The organism is Candidatus Accumulibacter propinquus, from assembly GCF_056856495.1.
Genome location: NZ_JBSEHC010000004.1, coordinates 223,021 through 239,795, shown reverse-complemented (window position 1 = coordinate 239,795; position 16,775 = coordinate 223,021). Strand labels below are relative to the sequence as shown.

The 16,775-nt window shown below is 62.6% G+C and carries 18 protein-coding genes and 1 riboswitch; of the genes, 5 read left to right on the top strand and 13 right to left on the bottom strand.

Annotation, left to right across the window (positions count from 1 at the left end):
• Positions 1-106 precede the first annotated feature (106 nt).
• The gene (locus AC15MQ_RS17100; RefSeq protein ID WP_483080770.1) at positions 107-1,840 is read left to right on the top strand and encodes a cytochrome D1 domain-containing protein; all 1,734 of its coding nucleotides are present in this window, start codon (positions 107-109) and stop codon (positions 1,838-1,840) included.
• Positions 1,841-1,968: 128 nt separating this feature from the next.
• Here AC15MQ_RS17100 and AC15MQ_RS17095 read toward each other — a convergent pair whose 3' ends face one another.
• A complete protein-coding gene (locus tag AC15MQ_RS17095; protein WP_483080769.1) occupies positions 1,969-2,868 on the bottom strand; it encodes a DMT family transporter in 900 nt (299 codons plus the stop codon).
• A gap of 97 nt (positions 2,869-2,965) precedes the next feature.
• Here AC15MQ_RS17095 and AC15MQ_RS17090 point away from each other — a divergent pair, with 97 nt between their 5' ends.
• The 4 genes from AC15MQ_RS17090 to AC15MQ_RS17075 all read left to right on the top strand — a co-directional run bounded on the left by AC15MQ_RS17090 (position 2,966) and on the right by AC15MQ_RS17075 (position 5,126).
• Positions 2,966-3,856, top strand: coding sequence for a LysR family transcriptional regulator (locus AC15MQ_RS17090; protein ID WP_483080768.1), 891 nt, complete (start codon positions 2,966-2,968; stop codon positions 3,854-3,856).
• A 217-nt stretch (positions 3,857-4,073) separates the two neighbouring features.
• Positions 4,074-4,394 carry an ElaB/YgaM/YqjD family protein gene (locus AC15MQ_RS17085; protein ID WP_287670027.1) on the top strand — a complete coding sequence of 107 codons (321 nt, stop codon included), beginning with the start codon at positions 4,074-4,076 and terminating at the stop codon, positions 4,392-4,394.
• Between the two features lie 16 nt (positions 4,395-4,410).
• The gene (locus AC15MQ_RS17080) at positions 4,411-4,806 is read left to right on the top strand and encodes a phage holin family protein (RefSeq protein WP_287655259.1); all 396 of its coding nucleotides are present in this window, start codon (positions 4,411-4,413) and stop codon (positions 4,804-4,806) included.
• On the top strand, positions 4,803-5,126 hold the full coding sequence (locus tag AC15MQ_RS17075; protein WP_287670030.1) for a YqjK family protein: 324 nt from the start codon (positions 4,803-4,805) through the stop codon (positions 5,124-5,126). The genes AC15MQ_RS17080 and AC15MQ_RS17075 overlap by 4 nt, the downstream gene beginning before the upstream one ends.
• Positions 5,127-5,199: 73 nt before the next feature.
• On the opposite strand, the gene AC15MQ_RS17070 is transcribed toward AC15MQ_RS17075, so the two are convergent.
• The 12 genes from AC15MQ_RS17070 to AC15MQ_RS17015 form a co-directional block, all read right to left on the bottom strand.
• Positions 5,200-5,934, bottom strand: coding sequence for a uracil-DNA glycosylase family protein (locus AC15MQ_RS17070; protein ID WP_483080767.1), 735 nt, complete (start codon positions 5,932-5,934; stop codon positions 5,200-5,202).
• The gene (locus AC15MQ_RS17065) at positions 5,901-7,160 is read right to left on the bottom strand and encodes an AmpG family muropeptide MFS transporter (RefSeq protein ID WP_332336707.1); all 1,260 of its coding nucleotides are present in this window, start codon (positions 7,158-7,160) and stop codon (positions 5,901-5,903) included. Before AC15MQ_RS17065 ends, AC15MQ_RS17070 begins: the two co-directional genes overlap by 34 nt.
• A complete protein-coding gene (gene metW, locus AC15MQ_RS17060; protein ID WP_287670034.1) occupies positions 7,160-7,783 on the bottom strand; it encodes a methionine biosynthesis protein MetW in 624 nt (207 codons plus the stop codon). Before metW ends, AC15MQ_RS17065 begins: the two co-directional genes overlap by 1 nt.
• Positions 7,780-8,907 (bottom strand): homoserine O-succinyltransferase MetX, encoded by a 1,128-nt coding sequence (gene metX, locus AC15MQ_RS17055; protein ID WP_332336708.1) that lies wholly within the window; start codon positions 8,905-8,907, stop codon positions 7,780-7,782. Before metX ends, metW begins: the two co-directional genes overlap by 4 nt.
• Positions 8,908-8,960: 53 nt before the next feature.
• Positions 8,961-9,035: riboswitch (SAM riboswitch) on the bottom strand.
• Between the two features lie 30 nt (positions 9,036-9,065).
• The gene (gene ptsP / locus AC15MQ_RS17050; RefSeq protein ID WP_287670038.1) at positions 9,066-10,814 is read right to left on the bottom strand and encodes a phosphoenolpyruvate--protein phosphotransferase; all 1,749 of its coding nucleotides are present in this window, start codon (positions 10,812-10,814) and stop codon (positions 9,066-9,068) included.
• 7 nt (positions 10,815-10,821) lie between these two features.
• On the bottom strand, positions 10,822-11,091 hold the full coding sequence (locus tag AC15MQ_RS17045) for an HPr family phosphocarrier protein (protein ID WP_287670039.1): 270 nt from the start codon (positions 11,089-11,091) through the stop codon (positions 10,822-10,824).
• 22 nt (positions 11,092-11,113) lie between these two features.
• Positions 11,114-11,506: a PTS sugar transporter subunit IIA gene (locus tag AC15MQ_RS17040; protein ID WP_287670040.1), complete on the bottom strand. Its 393-nt coding sequence runs from the start codon at positions 11,504-11,506 to the stop codon at positions 11,114-11,116.
• A gap of 70 nt (positions 11,507-11,576) precedes the next feature.
• On the bottom strand, positions 11,577-12,614 hold the full coding sequence (locus AC15MQ_RS17035; RefSeq protein WP_483080766.1) for an FAD:protein FMN transferase: 1,038 nt from the start codon (positions 12,612-12,614) through the stop codon (positions 11,577-11,579).
• Positions 12,596-13,549 (bottom strand): glutathione synthase, encoded by a 954-nt coding sequence (gshB, locus tag AC15MQ_RS17030; RefSeq protein WP_483080765.1) that lies wholly within the window; start codon positions 13,547-13,549, stop codon positions 12,596-12,598. Before gshB ends, AC15MQ_RS17035 begins: the two co-directional genes overlap by 19 nt.
• A complete protein-coding gene (gene gshA / locus AC15MQ_RS17025) occupies positions 13,540-14,850 on the bottom strand; it encodes a glutamate--cysteine ligase (protein WP_483080764.1) in 1,311 nt (436 codons plus the stop codon). Before gshA ends, gshB begins: the two co-directional genes overlap by 10 nt.
• A complete protein-coding gene (locus AC15MQ_RS17020) occupies positions 14,822-16,186 on the bottom strand; it encodes an Eco57I restriction-modification methylase domain-containing protein (protein ID WP_483080763.1) in 1,365 nt (454 codons plus the stop codon). The genes gshA and AC15MQ_RS17020 overlap by 29 nt, the downstream gene beginning before the upstream one ends.
• Positions 16,187-16,309: 123 nt before the next feature.
• The gene (locus AC15MQ_RS17015) at positions 16,310-16,753 is read right to left on the bottom strand and encodes a CreA family protein (RefSeq protein WP_287670179.1); all 444 of its coding nucleotides are present in this window, start codon (positions 16,751-16,753) and stop codon (positions 16,310-16,312) included.
• Positions 16,754-16,775: the final 22 nt, after the last annotated feature.

Here is a 16,775-nt window from a genome sequence, read left to right as displayed (position 1 = left end):
TGGCGCTCCGGAAGCCTGCGTCTCTGGTTACCACAACAACATCCTCGTCGCGCGGATCTTGCCCCTGCTGCCAAAATTCCGATTGACTGAAAAATTGGAGGCACGAATGAAGCAGATGATTTCGAAAAAGCACGCCGTCGCAATTGCCATGATGGCGCTGGCAATCGGTAGCCTGCATGCGGAGGATGCACAACCCGGCAAGAAGAAAGCGCTCGAAGAGGGGCCGATGCAGATTGGTGGTTCGTCGCCAGTCGGGAGCGTCGAAATGGTACATACGCTGAACCCGAAATCACCGCCAATGACCAAGGCCGATTTCGAGGTCGGCAAGAAGATCTACTTCGAGCGTTGTGCGGGGTGCCACGGCGTATTGCGCAAGGGCGCGACCGGCAAGGCGCTGACGACGGACATCACCCTGGAGCGCGGGTCCGACTATCTGCGGACCTTCATCTTCTATGGTTCACCACAGGGCATGCCAAACTGGGGGACTTCCGGCACGCTCAGCGAGAAGGAAGTGGACATCATGACGCGCTATATCCAGCACGAACCGCCGACCCCGCCGGAGTACGGCCTGAAGGAAATGAACGCGACCTGGAAGCTGATCGTTCCGCCGTCGCAGCGCCCGACGAAGAAAATGAACAACCTCGACCTGGCCAATTTGTTCTCGGTGACGCTCCGCGACGCCGGAAAGATCGCGCTGATCGACGGCAGCAGCAAGAAGATCATCGACGTCATCGATACCGGCTACGCCGTCCACATTTCGCGCATATCGAAGTCCGGTCGTTACCTTTATGTGATTGGCCGTGATGCCAAGATCGTCCTGATTGATCTGTGGATGGAGAAACCGGCACCAGTTGCGGAAATCAGGGTCGGCCTGGAAGCGCGGTCGGTCGAAACCTCGAAGTACAAGGGCTACGAGGACCGCTACGCGATTGCCGGCAGTTACTGGCCGCCACAATACACGCTGATGGACGGCGATACGCTCAAGCCGCTCAAGGTCATCGGCACACGCGGCATGACCTCGGACACCAACGAGTACCACCCCGAGCCGCGGGTAGCGGCAATCGTCGCGTCGCACTATCACCCCGAGTTCCTGGTCAACGCCAAGGAAACCGGCATGGTGCATATGGTCGACTACAGCGATCTCGAAAACCTCAAGGTGAAGATGATCAAGACGCCTCGCTTCCTGCACGATGGCGGCTTCGAGTCCACCGGTCGCTACTTCATGGATGCGGCCAACGCATCGGACAAGATTGCCGTGATCGACACCAAGGAGGGCAAACTGGCAGCGGTGGTGGCCGTCGGCAAGACGCCGCACCCCGGGCGCGGTGCAAACTTCGTGCATCCGAAGTTCGGACCGGTCTGGGCAACCAGCCACCTCGGTGACGACAGCGTGTCGCTGATCGGTACCGATCCGGTGAAACACAGCCAGTCCGCGTGGAAAGTGGTGCAAACCCTCAAGGGCTCTGGTGGCGGATCGCTGTTCCTGAAGACCCATCCGAAGTCGAGAAACCTGTGGGTCGACGCACCGCTGAATCCTGATCCGGCAATTTCGCAGTCGGTCGCGGTGTTCGACATCAACAATCTTGACAAAGGCTTCACTCTCCTGCCGATCGGAGAATGGGCCGGTGTCAAGCCGGGTTCCAAACGCGTCGTACAACCCGAGTACAACCGCGATGGCGATGAGGTCTGGTTCTCCGTCTGGAGTGCAGGCAGCGAGGAGTCGGCGATCGTCGTCGTCGACGACAAGACGCGCAAGCTCAAGGCGGTCATCAAGGACCCACGCGTGATTACGCCGACCGGAAAATTCAACGTCTACAACACCCAGAACGACATCTACTGAGGCATACCGGGCACCGACCGGCGGGGGACATCGTGACCCCGTCCGGTCGCCTACGGCTTTGCGCAGAGTGTGCGATCCTGCGTCCGTCAAGAGCACCGCGCCACCAACCGGCGACGCACCACCGCAATCTACCTCCGGCTGACCAGCAGCACTCCGGCCAATACCAGAGCGGCACCGCCCAGTTGCGCCGCCGACAGCGGCTCTGCAAGCAACCACCAGCCGAAGAAGATGGTCAGTATCGGACCCAGCGTGCCGATCAGCACGGCCTTCGCCGAGCCGATGCGACGAATCGCCGCCGACTGCATGAATACCGGCAGGACCGTCGAAAAAAGGGCCATCGCAGCGCCATAGGCGTATATCGGCAACGGCTGGATCAGCGCCGAGAGCGGCTGCGTCGCAACAAAATGCAACTGCGTTGCCAGCGTCGACACCAGCATCGCCAGCGCCGTGAAGCGGGCTGCGCCGAGCCGCTGAATGGCCGGCGCGCTGCCGGAAAGATAGAAAGCGTAGGACAGCGAAGACCCGAAAACGAAAGCCACGCCGACCAGTACCGCCGCCATCTCGCCCGCCACCTGCAGGTCGTGCGCAAAGGCCAGGCCGATACCGGCGTACGAAAGCACCAGGGAACCGATCTCGCGCCGGGTCAGCGACTTGCCCATGAACAACACACCGATCAGCACGGTCAGCGTGGGGTAGGTGAACAGGATCAGACGCTCAAGGCCGGCCGAAATGTACTGCAAGCCGATGAAGTCGAGGATGCTCGCACCGTAGTAGCCGAGCAGACCCAGTGCCACCAGCATACCCCAGTCGTGGCGCGTCAACGGCGGCGCCGAGCGGCTTGCGACGAAGCCGACCCAGAGAAAGGCCGGCAGCGCAAACACCATGCGCAGCGACAACAGCGTGACCGCATCGACCGGGGCAGCCCCGTATGCCAGCTTGACGAAGATCGCCTTGAACGAGAAACCAAGTGCTGCAAGCACGGCGAGGGCGACGCCGAGGCGTTCGGCGGACCAGTCTTTCCAGGGCATGGCTCAGCCAGAATTAGTAAAAAACGAATGATGCCGCTCTCCAAGCCGCCAAACAATTGCTATATTGACAAGCCTGTGTTCGTCAGAAACGAATGGTATGAATTACGACCTCACCGACCTGCGTCTCTTCGTGGCCATCGCCGAGGCACAGAACCTGAGCCGCGGCGCGGGACGGGTGCACCTCGCGCCTTCCTCGGCCAGCCATCGCATGCGCCTGCTTGAAGCGGGTATCGGTACACCACTGCTTCTTCGACAGGCACGTGGCGTTTCCCTGACCCGCGCCGGCGAGGCGCTGCTGCGACATGCGCGACAGGTCTTTGCCCAACTCGAGCAAATGCACGCCGACCTCGCACCCTACGCGAAAGGCGTGCGTGGGCACGTGACCTTGTGGGCCAATACGCACGCCACGCACAGCTTCCTGCCTGACGACCTGGCCGAATTCCTGCGCCGGTACCCGCAGGTCAGCGTCACGCTGGCCGAGCACACCAGTCCCGAGATTGTCATGGCCGTGGCACGCGGCGAGGTCGAAGTCGGCGTGGTTGCCGAACGCGTCGAAGGGGCCGAGGTGGAAATGCTCCCTTACCGCGCCGACCGCCTGGTGCTGATCACCCCCGGCACGCACCCGCTGGCGACACAGACCAGTGCCCGCCTGGCCGAGGTGCTTGACTACCCCTTCGTGATGCTGCACGCGGGATCGGCTATCCACACCTTCACGATGAATGCCGCTGCCACCCTCGGTCGCCACGTCAACGTGCGCATCCAGGTCAGGAGCTTCGAGGCCGTCTGCCGTATGGTCGGAGCCGGCATCGGCATCGGCCTGGTCCCGCGCAGCGCCGTTCCACAGGGAGGATTGCGCGAACCACCCACCGTGGTAACCCTGGACGAGACCTGGGCACAGCGCGACCTGCAGGTGTGCGTGCGCAGGCGCGAGGACCTGTCGGGATTCGCCGCAGATCTGGTGCGCAGCCTTGCAGGCGCCACCGGCTAACGGCTGGAAACCCGCGTCCTGCCCGGAGCAGCGGGCAAAGGACCCACCAGGGTCAAACTCAACCTCCGGTCAGCGCACCCCGCAATGAACGCGGCCGCTTGTGGCGGTTGGCATTGCTCTCGGCGCGCGATTTGTATAACCTGATAACCTAGTTGCAGGCGTTACGGCTGCGACATCCAGGCTCTTCCTGAAATCACCTTCCACTGCGAGGTTCATCATGTCCGAAGTAACCGAACTTTCCACCGCCAACAAGCAAAAACTCGTCTCCGACATGAAGGTCGTCGTCGCAGACGCAGAGGAAATCCTGCGCGCCACCGCCGGCGTGGCCAACGACAAGATGGGTGATCTGCGCGAGCGCTTCGGTGAGCGGCTGCGCGACGCCAAACTGCGCCTGGCCGATGCCGAAGCCGCACTGGTCGACCGTACCAAAGCCGCAGCCCGCGCCACCGACGACTATGTCCACGAGAATCCATGGCGGGCGGTCGGCGTTGCCGCCGGCATCGGTCTGCTGCTCGGCGTGATCATCGGCCGCCGCTGAACGACACCTCCAGGACATGAGCGAAACTACCGGCGGTGGTGGCGGCGGTCTGTTGGCGGCCGCCAGAAACAGCGCCGCCACCCTGCTGGCCAGTGGGCGAACTCGCCTTGAACTCCTCGGCAACGAGATCAAGGCGGAGAAGCTGCGCGCGGTCCACCTGCTGCTCGTGTCGCAGACCGTGGCGTTCTGTCTACTGGTCGGCACACTCCTGGCCATCGCCTTGCTGCTGGTCCTGTTCTGGGACAACCGGGTGGTCCTCCTGGGATCATTTTCCTGCCTCTTCTTTGTTATCGCCGGCCTCGCGTACCTGGCCCTGAAACGGTTGACCGAAGCGCCCGAAAACCTTTTCAGCACCAGCATTGCCGAGTTGGAAGAAGACCTTCGTCGGTTGCACGACACTGCCCGCAAGTGAATCAAGAGCTGATTGATCTGGCCATCGAGCGCGGCAGGCTGATCGAACGGATCAGCAGCCAGCGGCAACTGCTTGGCCAGCAACTGCAGCCCATTGGCGACACCTTGCACGCCACCGACCGAGTCGTCGCCACGGTGCGCAGCGGTTGCCTCTACGTCCGCCAACACCCGCATGTGGTCACTGCCGCCGTCGCCGTGCTGGTCGTGCTGCATCCTCGGCGGGTCTGGCGCTGGACAACACGCGGTCTTTTCGTGTGGCGCACCTGGCGCCTGCTGCACAGGCAAATGGCAGACCTCGGTCTGGTCCCCGACCGCCCATAACGGACAAACGCAGCAGGTCCGAGCACATCGCCCTGATGCGATCATCTGGTGCACTACCTGCACGGCAAGGAACTCACCGCCAGACGCCGAGCGCCTGAAGCTGCTCCGTCGCCGCCACCGCCCAGCAGCCCCGATTGGCCAGCGGACTTGCCGGGCTGGGATGCAGCACGCGCCCGGTCCTGACGCTGCTCCCGGCCAGCACCTCGGCTGCACGTGCTGCCGCAAAGGCACCGACGCCAATCACCCACTCGGGCTGCAAGGCGCTGACCAGCGCTTGCAGGTGGGCGTCGCAAACCGCGCGCAATGGTACCGCCTCCGCTGCGGCAAGTTTGTCTGGGGTCAGATTGCGTGCGTGGTCGAAGAAGGCCAGCGGGCAATAGTTGGCCACGAAGTGTTCCCTGAAAAACACGTCGGGTGAACCAAAGCGCTCCCGAAACAAGCCCCACAGGCGTTTTCCGCTGACTTCCGAACGCCGGCAGGCAAAGCCTTCAATGGGTCTGGCGGGATTCTCGAGTTCCGGTTTTTGCACGCCGGATGCGATTCCCAACCAGTCGCGCACTACCGTCACTTCGCCGAAAGGAACGCCGCATTGCACCATCCCGAAAGGACCCGGATTCATGCCCAGAAAGACCACGCGCCTGGGGCCAGCGCCATAACGGCGCAAGTACAGCTCGTGCGCACCCCAGGCATAGGTCAGCGGGTTGTAGATGTGGCTGACCGGAGCCGAGAAATGCAGTGACGCCAGGCTTGCCGACAACTGCCGGGCCGCGTCGATCAGCCTTGCGGCGATGAGCGAATCTCGTTCCATGGCGCAACCTTCAGCAGCAGCAGCATGCCCGGCGCGGCGAGCACAAAGCACAACAGGAAGAAACTGATCCATCCCATCGACTCCACCAGCGCGCCCGCCGTGGCGTTGATGAAGGTCCGGGGAACGGCGGCGAGGCTGGTGAACAGCGCGAACTGCGTCGCCGTGAATGCAGGATTGGTGGCGCGCGCGATGAAGGCGACGAAAGCGGCGGTGCCCAGGCCGACGCCCAGACACTCGGCGGCGATCACCGCCGCCAGCGCAACCCGATCAGCGGCATCGACGGGCGACTGCACGCCGTGCCACGCCAGCCAGGCAAAGCCCAGAATGGTCACCATCTGGACGATACCGAACAGCCACAGCGCGCGGTTGATGCCCAGGCGGACCATCCACAGGCCACCGAGCAGGCCCCCGAAGACGGCCGGCCATAGTCCGGCATGTTTGGCAATCACACCGATATCGGTCTTGCTGTAGCCGAGATCCAGATAAAAGGGAGTCGCCAGGGCTGTCGCCAGCGAATCGCCGAGCTTGTAGAGAAAGATGAAACCGAGCACGAGCATGGCGCCGCGCCAGCCCTGACGGCCAATGAACTCGTGAAATGGCTCGACGACCGCTTGCCGCAGGGTCTTTGGCACCCCCAGCACGGCCGGTTCGCGGACGACCAGCACCATCACCATACCCGGCAGCATGAAAGCTGCGGTAATCCAGAACACCTGCGACCAGGGCAGCAGGTCGGCGAGAATCAGCGACAGTGATCCCGGCACCAGACCGGCAATCCGATAGGCGTTGACGTGCACCGAGTTGCCGAGGCCGAGTTCCTGATCGCTCAGGATCTCGCGGCGAAACGCATCCAGGGCAACATCCTGGGTTGCCGACAGAAAAGCCAGGACAACCGACAGCCAGATCACCGGCACCAGATCGCTGCCCGGCGAGAAGCCTCCGAGCAGACCGATGGTGAACAACAGCCCCAGTTGCGAGAGCAGCATCCAGCCACGGCGGCGCCCCAGTGGCAGCCGATAGCGGTCGAGCAACGGCGACCAGAGGAACTTCCAGGTGTACGGAAACTGGATCAATGCGAAGAAGCCGATGGTCTTGAGATTGACGCCCTCGCTGCGCAGCCATGCGGGCAGCAGATTGAGCAACAGGTACAGCGGCAGGCCCGAGCTGAAACCGGTGAATACACAGATCAACATCTGCCGGGTCAGCAGCAGGCGCAGCCAGCCCGGCATCAGGTTCTTCGTCCGAGGCGATAAAAGGCAAGACTGCCGTTGAGATTGGGATCCTCGGAAACCGCACGCCCGGCCTCGTCGAAGGCCAGTCGCTCGCGTATTTCGATACCGAGCCGAGCACAAAGATTCTCGAAGTCGACGATGGTGAAGAAGCGCACGTTCGGCGTATCGAACCAGTCATACGGCAGGTCCTCGGATACCGGCATGTGTCCAGCGGCAATCGCCGCCCGATTGGTACGGTAGGCAAAATTGGGAAAGCTGACGACCGCCTCGGCCGCGACGCGCAGCATTTCGCCCAGGATGCGCTCGGTGGTGTGCATCGTCTGCAGCGCCTGCGAGATGATCACGTGTTCGAAGGAAGCGTCCTCAAATCCCGAAAGGCCACACTCGATGTCCATCTGAATCACGTCAACGCCGTTGCGGATGCACCCCAGAACGCTTTCGCGGTCGATTTCGACACCGTAGCCCGTGACGTCACGGGTTTCGCTCAGGTAGCGCAACAACCTGCCGTCGCCGCAGCCGAGATCGAGGACACGCTCGCCAGGCGGGATCCAGTTGGCAATCACCGCAAAGTCGAAGCGTTCGCGCTGCTCGGCCCTGACTCTCCTGTCGTGCTCGGTCATGTGGCGATGTTCTCCAGGTAGGCGCGCAGCAGGTCATGGTAATGTGCATCGTCCAGCAAAAACGAGTCGTGCCCGGCACTGCAGTCGATCTCGGCGTAAACGACATGCAAGCGGTTGTGCAGCAGGGCGAAGACAATCTCGCGCGAACGCGCCGGCGCGAAACGCCAGTCGGTCGAAAAGCCGGCAACAAAAAAGCTGGCCCTGGCACGCGCCAGAGCCGCCGCCAGATTGCCGTCGAAGTCGTAGGCGGGATCGAAATAGTCGAGCGCCTTGGTGGTCATCAGATAGGTATTGGCATCGAAAAAAGCGGCGAATTTGTCGCCCTGATAGCGCAGGTAGGACTCGATCTCGAAATCCACCTCGTAACTGAACTTGTGTTCGCCATGCCGTAACTGCCGACCAAATTTCTCGGCCATCTGCGTGTCCGACAGGTAGGTGATGTGGCCGATCATGCGCGCCAGCCGCAAACCCCTGGTCGGAACGACGCCGTGCTCCGCGTAGTCACCGCCGTGGAAATCAGGGTCGGAGATGATCGCCTGCCTGGCCACTTCGTTGAAGGCAATGTTCTGGGCCGAGAGCTTCGGTGCCGAGGCGATGACCATGGCGTGGCGGATGCGATCCGGGAATTGCAGAGACCATTCGAGCGCCTGCATGCCACCGAGGCTGCCGCCGATGACCGCGGCCCATGTCCGGATGCCCAGATAATCGGCCAGCCGGGCCTGTGCTGCCACCCAGTCCTCGACCGTCACCAGCGGAAAGACGGCACCGTAACGTTTGCCGGTTTCCGGATTGATCGATAGTGGCCCCGTCGAGCCATAGCACCCACCCAGGTTGTTGACGCCGACCACGAAGAACTTCCGGGTGTCGAGCGCCTTTCCCGGGCCGACAAGGTTATTCCACCAGCCGACGTTCTCCGGGTCGTCTGCATAACGGCCAGCCACGTGGTGACTACCGGAAAGCGCATGACAAACCAGCACGGCGTTGGAACGTTCGCTGTTGAGCGTGCCGTAGGTTTCGAATACCAGTTCGAAGCGGGGCAACTCGGCACCGCTCTTCAACTTCAGCGGTTCGTTGAAGTACGCTCGCTGCGACGTGACAAATCCGACAGAATTCTCTTGTGACATCGTGATCGTATCGGTACCAAGGGCAGAAAAAACCCGGTCGGCTGCCAAAGCGGACCGGGCTTGCCGCGCTTTAGCCGTATTTGTAAGGCGCCCGCAAGCTGATCGTTCAAATCGGCGCCAAGGCGGCGAAAGTTACCCGCAGCCGGAGGAAAAGTCAATCAGGCGAGGTTGTTGAGTTTCTCCAGTTGCTCGCGAATCTTTGCCGGCTCCTCGTGGCGCAACAGGCGGCGCACAATCGGCGCCAGCTCCGAGCAGTTGCTCTGCATGATCTTCTGCTTGACCGACAGGATCTGGGCCGGATGCATCGAGAACTGGCGTAGCCCCATCCCCAACAAGAGGCGTGTCAGCGCCGGATCTCCGGCCAGTTCGCCGCAGATCGAAACCGGGATGTCGACCTTTTCGGCGCTGGCGATGGTGTGCGCGAGCAGCATCAACACCGCCGGATGCAGCGGATCGTACAGCGGCGCGACCTGTTCATCGCTGCGATCGATCGCCAGAGTATATTGAATCAGGTCGTTGGTCCCGATCGACAGAAAATGCATGCGCCGCAGGAACAGGCCAACAGCCAGCGCAGCCGCCGGGATCTCGATCATCGCGCCGATGGTAATCGCCTCATCGAAGGCAATATGCTCGCCGCGAAGGCCTGACTTGGCGCGCTCGATTGCCGCCAGCGTCTGGTCGATCTCGTGGGCCTGCGAGAGCATCGGAATCAGCAGCTTGATCTTGCCGTACTTCGATGCGCGCAGGATGGCTCGCAACTGTGTCTGAAACATCTTCGGCTCGGCCAGCGACAGCCGGATGGCACGCAGACCGAGCGCCGGGTTGCTCTGCATGCGCTCGCCTTGGGCCTTTTCCCGGTGCAGGTCCTTGTCCGACCCGAGATCGAAGGTGCGAATCGTCACCGGCCGTCCAGCCATGCCCCTGACGACCTTGCGGTAGGCCTCGAACTGCTCGTCCTCGGTCGGCATGTCGCCACGATCGAGAAAAAGGAACTCGGTGCGAAACAGGCCAATCCCTTCGGCACCGCCATCGAGGGCTGCCGCAACGTCACCAGGCAACTCGATGTTGGCGTGCAGGTCGATATCGACCCCGTCGAGTGTCGTCGACCGAGCCGTCTTGAGGCGCCGGAGCTTCGAGCGTTCGAGCTCGATCTGACTTTTCCTGAGCCGGAATTCGTCGAGCACGCGCGGATCCGGGTTGACGATCAGCACACCACGCGTGCCATCGACGATCAGAACCTCGTTGTCGTGAATCAGTTGCCTGGCGTTGTGCAGGCCGAGTACCGCCGGAATGCGCAGGCTGCGCGCAAGAATGGCAGTGTGCGAGGTCGAGCCGCCGACATCAGTGACGAAGGCAGCGAAATGATGCTCCTTGTAGGCAATGACATCGGCCGGCGACAGGTCGTGGGCGACGACGATCAGGTTCTCTTCCTTGGTCCCCTTGCCCGTTCTGAGCGCCATCCGGCCCGGCTGTCCAACAAGTTCCTTGATCACCCGCTCGACGACCTGCCGCACGTCGTAGCTGCGCTCACGCAGGTACTGGTCGTCAAAACGTTCGAACTGGTCTACCAGGACTTCCATCTGCTGCACCAGCGCCCATTCGGCATTGCAACGACGCTCGCGAATCAACTGCTTGGGCGCCTCCGCCAATTCCGGATCGGCGAGAATCATCGAATGCAGATCGATGAACGCGCCGAACTCGGCCGACGCATGCTGCATGCGCCCCTTCAGGTTCGCGAACTCTTCGCGGACGCGCACCAGCGCGGCCTCGAAACGGGCCACCTCCTTGTCCACCAGACGTGGGGCGATGAACAGGTGCGACACCTCGAGCGTGGCGTGCGACATCAAATGCGCCTGACCGATCGCGATACCCCCGGAGACCGCCAGGCCATGCAGCGTAAAGCTCATGATGGACTCACTCCGCCTCGCCGAAGCGGCCGGCGATCAGTTCGAGGATTGCTTCGCTGGCCGCCTGCTCGTCGGCGCCATCGGTTTCGACGATCACCGTCGAGCCTTTGCCTGCAGCCAGCATCATCACCCCCATGATGCTTTTCGCATTGATTCGGCGGGACCCCTTCTCCATCCAGACGTCGCTGGCGAAGTGGCTGGCAAGTTGCGTCAGTTTGGCCGAAGCACGAGCGTGCAGGCCCAGCTTGTTGAGGATTGCAGTTTCAGCGCGAACCATCCGGAACTCCCGTATTATGATCTCAGGCAGGCGGCGGCAGCTTGGTTATGCCATCGTGTGCACCACTGATCGCCTTCTGCAGCATCGTTTCCATCCCTCTCTCGCGATAGGTCAGGGCGCGCAACAACATTGGCAGACTGAGGCCGGCAACGCCTTCGACATGACCCGGTTCGAGCAGCTTGAGCGCCAGGTTGCCCGGCGTCGCGCCAAACACATCGGTCATCACAAGCACCCCTTCACCGCCGTCGACCTCCTTGAGCAACAGGCGCGCCAACGGCAGGATGTCGAGCGGGTCGTCCTGAGCGGCGACCCCGAATTGGGCGATCAGCGCCGGACGCCTGTTGAGCACATGACACACGTTCTGGATCAGGGCTTCGCCATACGAACCGTGCGTTATCAGGAGAATACCGATCATTGCCTTCATCCCTTGCGACAGGCCGTCATTCTATGCGATTCCGCACCGCTCGGCAGCATCGACGAACGCTTCACGGCATGATCTGGAGCGCTTTCGGCGTACCACCGACATAAACGAGTCGACGCTGCATGGCACTGCTGACCTGCAGATGACCTTCGGCATCGACCCGCAGCACATGCTCGACGGCCATTGCACGCGCCAGGCGCGGCCAGTCGTCGCCGGCGATGAACAACGGTTTCGAAGCAACGTCTGAAAGCGCCCCCGTGTTCGCCCGCGGGGTGATCAACACGCTTAGTGCCTGCGTGTGCGTCACCGGCTGGCCGCTACGCGGGTCGAGCAGATGGCAATAGCGCCGGCCATCGACTTCAAAGTAGCGCTGGTAGTCCCCCGAGGTACCGATCGCCTCGCCGTCCTGGAGTTCCAGCGTCGCCAGCGGACCGGGCTGGCGCGGATGCTGGATGCCGACTCGCCAGCTTTGCCCGTTCTTGCTGCCCAGGGCCATGACGTTGCCGCCGATGTTGATCAACGCGTCATGCACACCCTGCGCCCTGAGGATGCTCGCCGCGCGGTCGAGCGCGACACCCTTGAGATAGCCGCCGAAATCGAGCGCCAGTTGATGTTGCCGGCTGCTGGCGTAATGGTCGTCAATGCGCAAATCGAGGATGCTCGGCCTGGCCGCTCGCCAGGCAGCCAGCGCGCCGGCGTCTGGCAGGACGGCTGGCAGTTCGTCGGACTGAAAGCCCCAGAGGCTGACCAGACGCCCGATCCCGGGGTCGAAGAGTTGTTCGCCGAGCCGCGTCAGGCGCTGTGCTTCGACGATCAGCGCGGCCATTTCAGGCGTTATCGCCTGTCGCTTGCCGGCAGCGATGGCCGCGTTCAGGGCGCTCAATTCGGAAGGCTTCCAGGCGTGATAGCTGCGATGCAGGCGATCGAACTCGCGCAGCACGGCCGCCGCAGCCGGACGCGCCTGCGCTTCGTCCAGCCCGGCAATCAACACCTCGACGCGGGTTCCGAAAACAAAGGCTTCCTGATGATGCAGCGGCGCCTTGCCGCAAGCGACAAGGCAGCCGAACACAACAAGCAGAAGGACTAGGCGCGCGCCGCGCACTGACGCTCCAGCGCGGCGATGAGCATCTCGGCGGCGTCGAAACCGGTCTGTTCGGCAATCTCGACCATGCATGTCGGGCTGGTGACGTTGATTTCCGTCAGCCAGTCGCCGATCAGATCCAGACCGACCAGCAGCAAACCGCGTGCGGCCAGCACCGGCGCCAGCGTGCTGGCGATCTCGCGGTCACGAGCGGACAGTTCGCGGGCCACGCCGGTGCCACCGGCAGCCAGGTTGCCGCGCGTCTCCCCGGCCTTGGGAATGCGAGCCAGACAATAGGGTACGACCTCCCCGCCGACGATCAGGATCCGTTTGTCGCCATCGACGATCTCGGGAATGTAGCGTTGGGCCATGATCGTACGCGTGCCGTGGCGGGTCAGCGTTTCAACGATCACGTTGCGGTTCGGGTCGTCGTGGGACACGCGGAAGACCTCGCTACCGCCCATGCCGTCGAGCGGCTTGAGCACAGTATCGCGTTCGAGGTCGACGAACGCATGGATCAGAAGAGGGTCACGGGCTACCAGTGTCGGCACCGAAAATTGCGCGAATTCGGCGACCGACAGCTTTTCGGAATGGTCACGCAAGGCGCGCGGTCGATTGAAGACGCGCGCGCCTTCGGCTTCGGCACGTTCCAGCAGCCAGGTGGTGGTCACGTACTCCACGTCGAAGGGCGGGTCCTTGCGCATCAGCACGGCCCGAAAATCCCGCAGGCGCACGACATGGCGATCGACCTCGACGAACCAGTCCTTGTCGTCGGCCAGCATTTCCAGATGCACCGCTTCGGCGCAGACGCCGTGCAGCGGCGACCAGTGAATTGCCTCCTGCTGTATCGTCCACACCGCGTGCCCGGAAGCCTGCGCGGCCCGCATCAGAGCGATGCTGGTGTCCTTGTACGCCCGCAGTGACGGCAGCGGGTCGACGACAAATGCTATGCGCATGCCAGTTCCTCCTCTACAGGTGCCGTGCGTTCGAGTTCGAGTGACGCGGCCAGTTGTGCCAGGCGGGCCACGACCCCATAGGCGTAGAAGCGGTTGGGTGCGGCGTCGGGATTTTGGCACTGGTCCGGTAACGAGCAACTGGTCTCGAAAGCCAGCGGCTCGAAGTGCATGCCCGGCGCGTTGAGGTTTTCGTCCTTGCCGCGCCCGCTGTGCACGCGATAGAAGCCGCCGACGACAAAGCGGTCGATCATGTAGACGACGGGTTCGGCGACCCCCTCTTCCTTGCCGCTGCCCACCCGCTCGTAGCTATGAACACCTTCCTGGATGATCACCTGCGAAACCGCCAGACCTTCCTTGATCACCGACATCTTGTTGCGCTGTCGGCGATTGAGGCCGGTCACCTGGGACGCATCCTTGACCGTCATCACTCCCATGCCATAGGTACCGGCGTCGGCCTTGACCACCACGTAGGGCGTCTCGTCGATCGCGTATTCCTGGTATTTCTCGCGGATCAGGCCGAGAACGGCATCGACATTGGCCGCCAGGCACTCCTCACCCTGCCGCTCATGGAAGTTGACACTGTCACAGACCGAAAAATAGGGATTGATCCGCCACGGGTCGATGCCGACGAGCCTGGCAAAGTCACCCGCGACCTCGTCGTAAGCAGCGAAGTGGTTGGATTTGCGGCGCACCGCCCAACCCGCGTGCAGCGGCGGCAACACGAACTGTTCGTCGAGATGCTGCAGTATGGTGGGAATACCCGCCGAAAGATCGTTGTTGAGCAGGATCGCGCAGGGATCGAAGTCCTGCAGGCCAATCCGCCGGCGATTGCGCAGCACCGGTTCGAGAAGCAGTGTCGTACCATCGGGCAAGGTCAGCGGGGTCGGCTTGTCGATTTCCGGCAGCAGCGAGCCCAGGCGCACCTCAAGACCGGTCAAGCGCAGGATTGCCGCGATCTGGGCCACATTCTGCAAATAAAAGACGTTTCGCGTATGGTTTTCGGGAATCAGCAGCAACCTCCTGGCGTCGGGGCAGATGCGGTCGACGGCCGTCACCACCGCCTGGACGCACAGCGGCAGGAACGTGGCGTCAAGATTGTTGAATCCCCCGGGAAAGAGATTCATGTCCACCGGCGCCAGCTTGAAACCGGCATTGCGCAGATCGACGGAACCGTAAAAGGGCGGCGTATGTTCCTGCCATTGACCGCGCAACCAGCGCTCGATTTCCGGCATGGCATCGAGGACACAACGTTCGATCTCCAGCAGCGGACCGCTAAAGGCCGTCGTGAGGCGTGGAACCATGGGCTTTTCTCCTTCCCTTCGGCACCGGCCGGGGCCGGGAAATGCTCGGTGGCAAAACTTGCAGCGGCGGCAAGAGGGACGCATCCGCCGGCTGCGATCTTACACCGCCGCCGGGCAGGAAGGCACGGAACGACTCGGGAAGCGGTGTCTGCTCGAGGCTACGTTGTGTAAACAGGTATCGGCCGTCACAGACGAAGCCGAGGTCGGACCAATCGACCGAATTCAGCGCGGCAGCCAGTGCCTGCACATCGACCGTCGGGTCATGGGCAAAAATCGCCAGCACCGACCCGTCGTAATGTGTGCAGGGGTGCACGAAGAAGGGCCGCGACCGGCGCGTCTTGTTGTTGACATACACGCGCGGCTGATCCGTCTGATGGTAGCCACGCCCCCAGTGCCACCAGTTGGAGTCGTCGAATGGCCGGATACGACGCGCGATCAGACGCTCCTGGTGCGGCAGCAGCATCGCTGGCGGCGGTTCGCCCGGCGCACACCAGAGCATGCGCCGTGTGTTACCGGAGGCCACAGTCGCCGAGCAGACGAAGCTGCGGTTACCGTAATCCTCGCTGGCATAGAGATCGTCAGCACCAGAGACTGCCCCCACCTTGACGAAGGCGATATCGGCGAGCTGCAGGGCATAGTCGCCGCGCGTGAATAGCAGGTGCCCGCCACTCTCGACAAAATGCCGTTCCACCCATTGCAGCCGGGCCAGACCTGCCAGACCGTCGGCCACGCCCTGCTGCGCATGGCGCGTCAGACGCGAGAAGTTGTCGCGTTCGAAACGCCAGATCGCGCAGTTCGGCGCCGCCCCGTCGAATAGCCGTGAATCCCCGAGATCGACGAAATCGGTGATCGTTCCCGCAGCGTGCAGCAACCGATTGAGCGGTACCGCCGAAGTGGCTTTGACGAAATCTCGCGGCGTGATGAACACCAGTTCACCCCCCGGCGCCAGATGCCGCAGACACTTCTCGATGAAGTACAGATAGAGGTTCGCGCGCCCGTCGAGGACGCTGCGCCGGACATGCTGGCGCGTCTCGGGCTGGATATCCTGATAGCGCACATACGGCGGATTGCCGATGATGGTGGCAAACGTCTCGCGCTCCGGCAGTTCAAAGAAGTCCATCACCCGCGCCCCGGCGGGTGCGTGGCGTGCGTCGATCTCGATGCCCAGCGCAAACGGAAAATGCTGCAGGAAGGCGCCGTCACCACAGGCCGGCTCAAGCACCCGCCCGCAGTTACGAACCAGGGCCAGCATCGCGTCGACGATCAACGGCGGCGTAAACACCTGCCCGAGTCGACTGACGTCGCAATCGGGTCGTCGTACCTCGCTCAGTGCCATGGCCGGGCAGCCGTACGATTGCGTTGAGGGGAGAACTGCGGCCAGCTTGGGCCGCTCATCGGAGGCCCTCCCGAACCATCAGGACCTTCCGGATCGGGACGGTAGTCGTTGGTCTTCGGCACATCAAGGCGCCCCCCAGGGCATTACCGGTACCGTCGAAATGCTGTTTGCCGGCGCACCATTGACCAGCTTGCGGCTGATCGCGAGATAGACCAGCGTCTTGTGGGCTTCGTCCCACATCCGGACAACACGCGTCTCCTTGAACAGAATCGAAGTGTCTTCGGCAAACACCGTCGCCTCCTTGGGGAGCTTCGCTGGCAGTGTGATCGGTCCGGTCTGCCTGCAGGCCAGCGAAAATTGCGACGGGTCCTGCGCCAGCCCGAACGAGCCGCTGACGCCACCGGTCCTGGCCTGACTGACATGGCAGGTAATGCCCGGTATTTTGGGGTCGGGGAAACTTTCGACGCAGACGCGGTGATTGGCCCCCACCAGCTTCCACTCGGTGGTCACACATCCGACCTGCTCTGCCAGCACCAGCGTGCTGCACAGGGCCAGCACCCCGCACACGCCGGCCTGTCTGTACCCACTC

Bases quoted from the DNA above. Each gene is read 5' to 3' on its own strand.
- AC15MQ_RS17090 (WP_483080768.1), top strand. From the start codon at position 2,966: ATGAATTACGACCTCACCGACCTGCGTCTCTTCGTGGCCATCGCCGAG.
- AC15MQ_RS17080 (WP_287655259.1), top strand. From the start codon at position 4,411: ATGAGCGAAACTACCGGCGGTGGTGGCGGCGGTCTGTTGGCGGCCGCC.
- AC15MQ_RS17095 (WP_483080769.1), bottom strand. From the start codon at position 2,868: ATGCCCTGGAAAGACTGGTCCGCCGAACGCCTCGGCGTCGCCCTCGCC.
- AC15MQ_RS17065 (WP_332336707.1), bottom strand. From the start codon at position 7,160: ATGCCGGGCTGGCTGCGCCTGCTGCTGACCCGGCAGATGTTGATCTGT.
- gshA (WP_483080764.1), bottom strand. From the start codon at position 14,850: ATGGTTCCACGCCTCACGACGGCCTTTAGCGGTCCGCTGCTGGAGATC.
- metW (WP_287670034.1), bottom strand. From the start codon at position 7,783: ATGACCGAGCACGACAGGAGAGTCAGGGCCGAGCAGCGCGAACGCTTC.
- AC15MQ_RS17040 (WP_287670040.1), bottom strand. From the start codon at position 11,506: ATGATCGGTATTCTCCTGATAACGCACGGTTCGTATGGCGAAGCCCTG.
- AC15MQ_RS17100 (WP_483080770.1), top strand. From the start codon at position 107: ATGAAGCAGATGATTTCGAAAAAGCACGCCGTCGCAATTGCCATGATG.
- metX (WP_332336708.1), bottom strand. From the start codon at position 8,907: ATGTCACAAGAGAATTCTGTCGGATTTGTCACGTCGCAGCGAGCGTAC.
- AC15MQ_RS17085 (WP_287670027.1), top strand. From the start codon at position 4,074: ATGTCCGAAGTAACCGAACTTTCCACCGCCAACAAGCAAAAACTCGTC.
- gshB (WP_483080765.1), bottom strand. From the start codon at position 13,549: ATGCGCATAGCATTTGTCGTCGACCCGCTGCCGTCACTGCGGGCGTAC.
- AC15MQ_RS17020 (WP_483080763.1), bottom strand. From the start codon at position 16,186: ATGGCACTGAGCGAGGTACGACGACCCGATTGCGACGTCAGTCGACTC.
- AC15MQ_RS17070 (WP_483080767.1), bottom strand. From the start codon at position 5,934: ATGGAACGAGATTCGCTCATCGCCGCAAGGCTGATCGACGCGGCCCGG.
- AC15MQ_RS17045 (WP_287670039.1), bottom strand. From the start codon at position 11,091: ATGGTTCGCGCTGAAACTGCAATCCTCAACAAGCTGGGCCTGCACGCT.
- ptsP (WP_287670038.1), bottom strand. From the start codon at position 10,814: ATGAGCTTTACGCTGCATGGCCTGGCGGTCTCCGGGGGTATCGCGATC.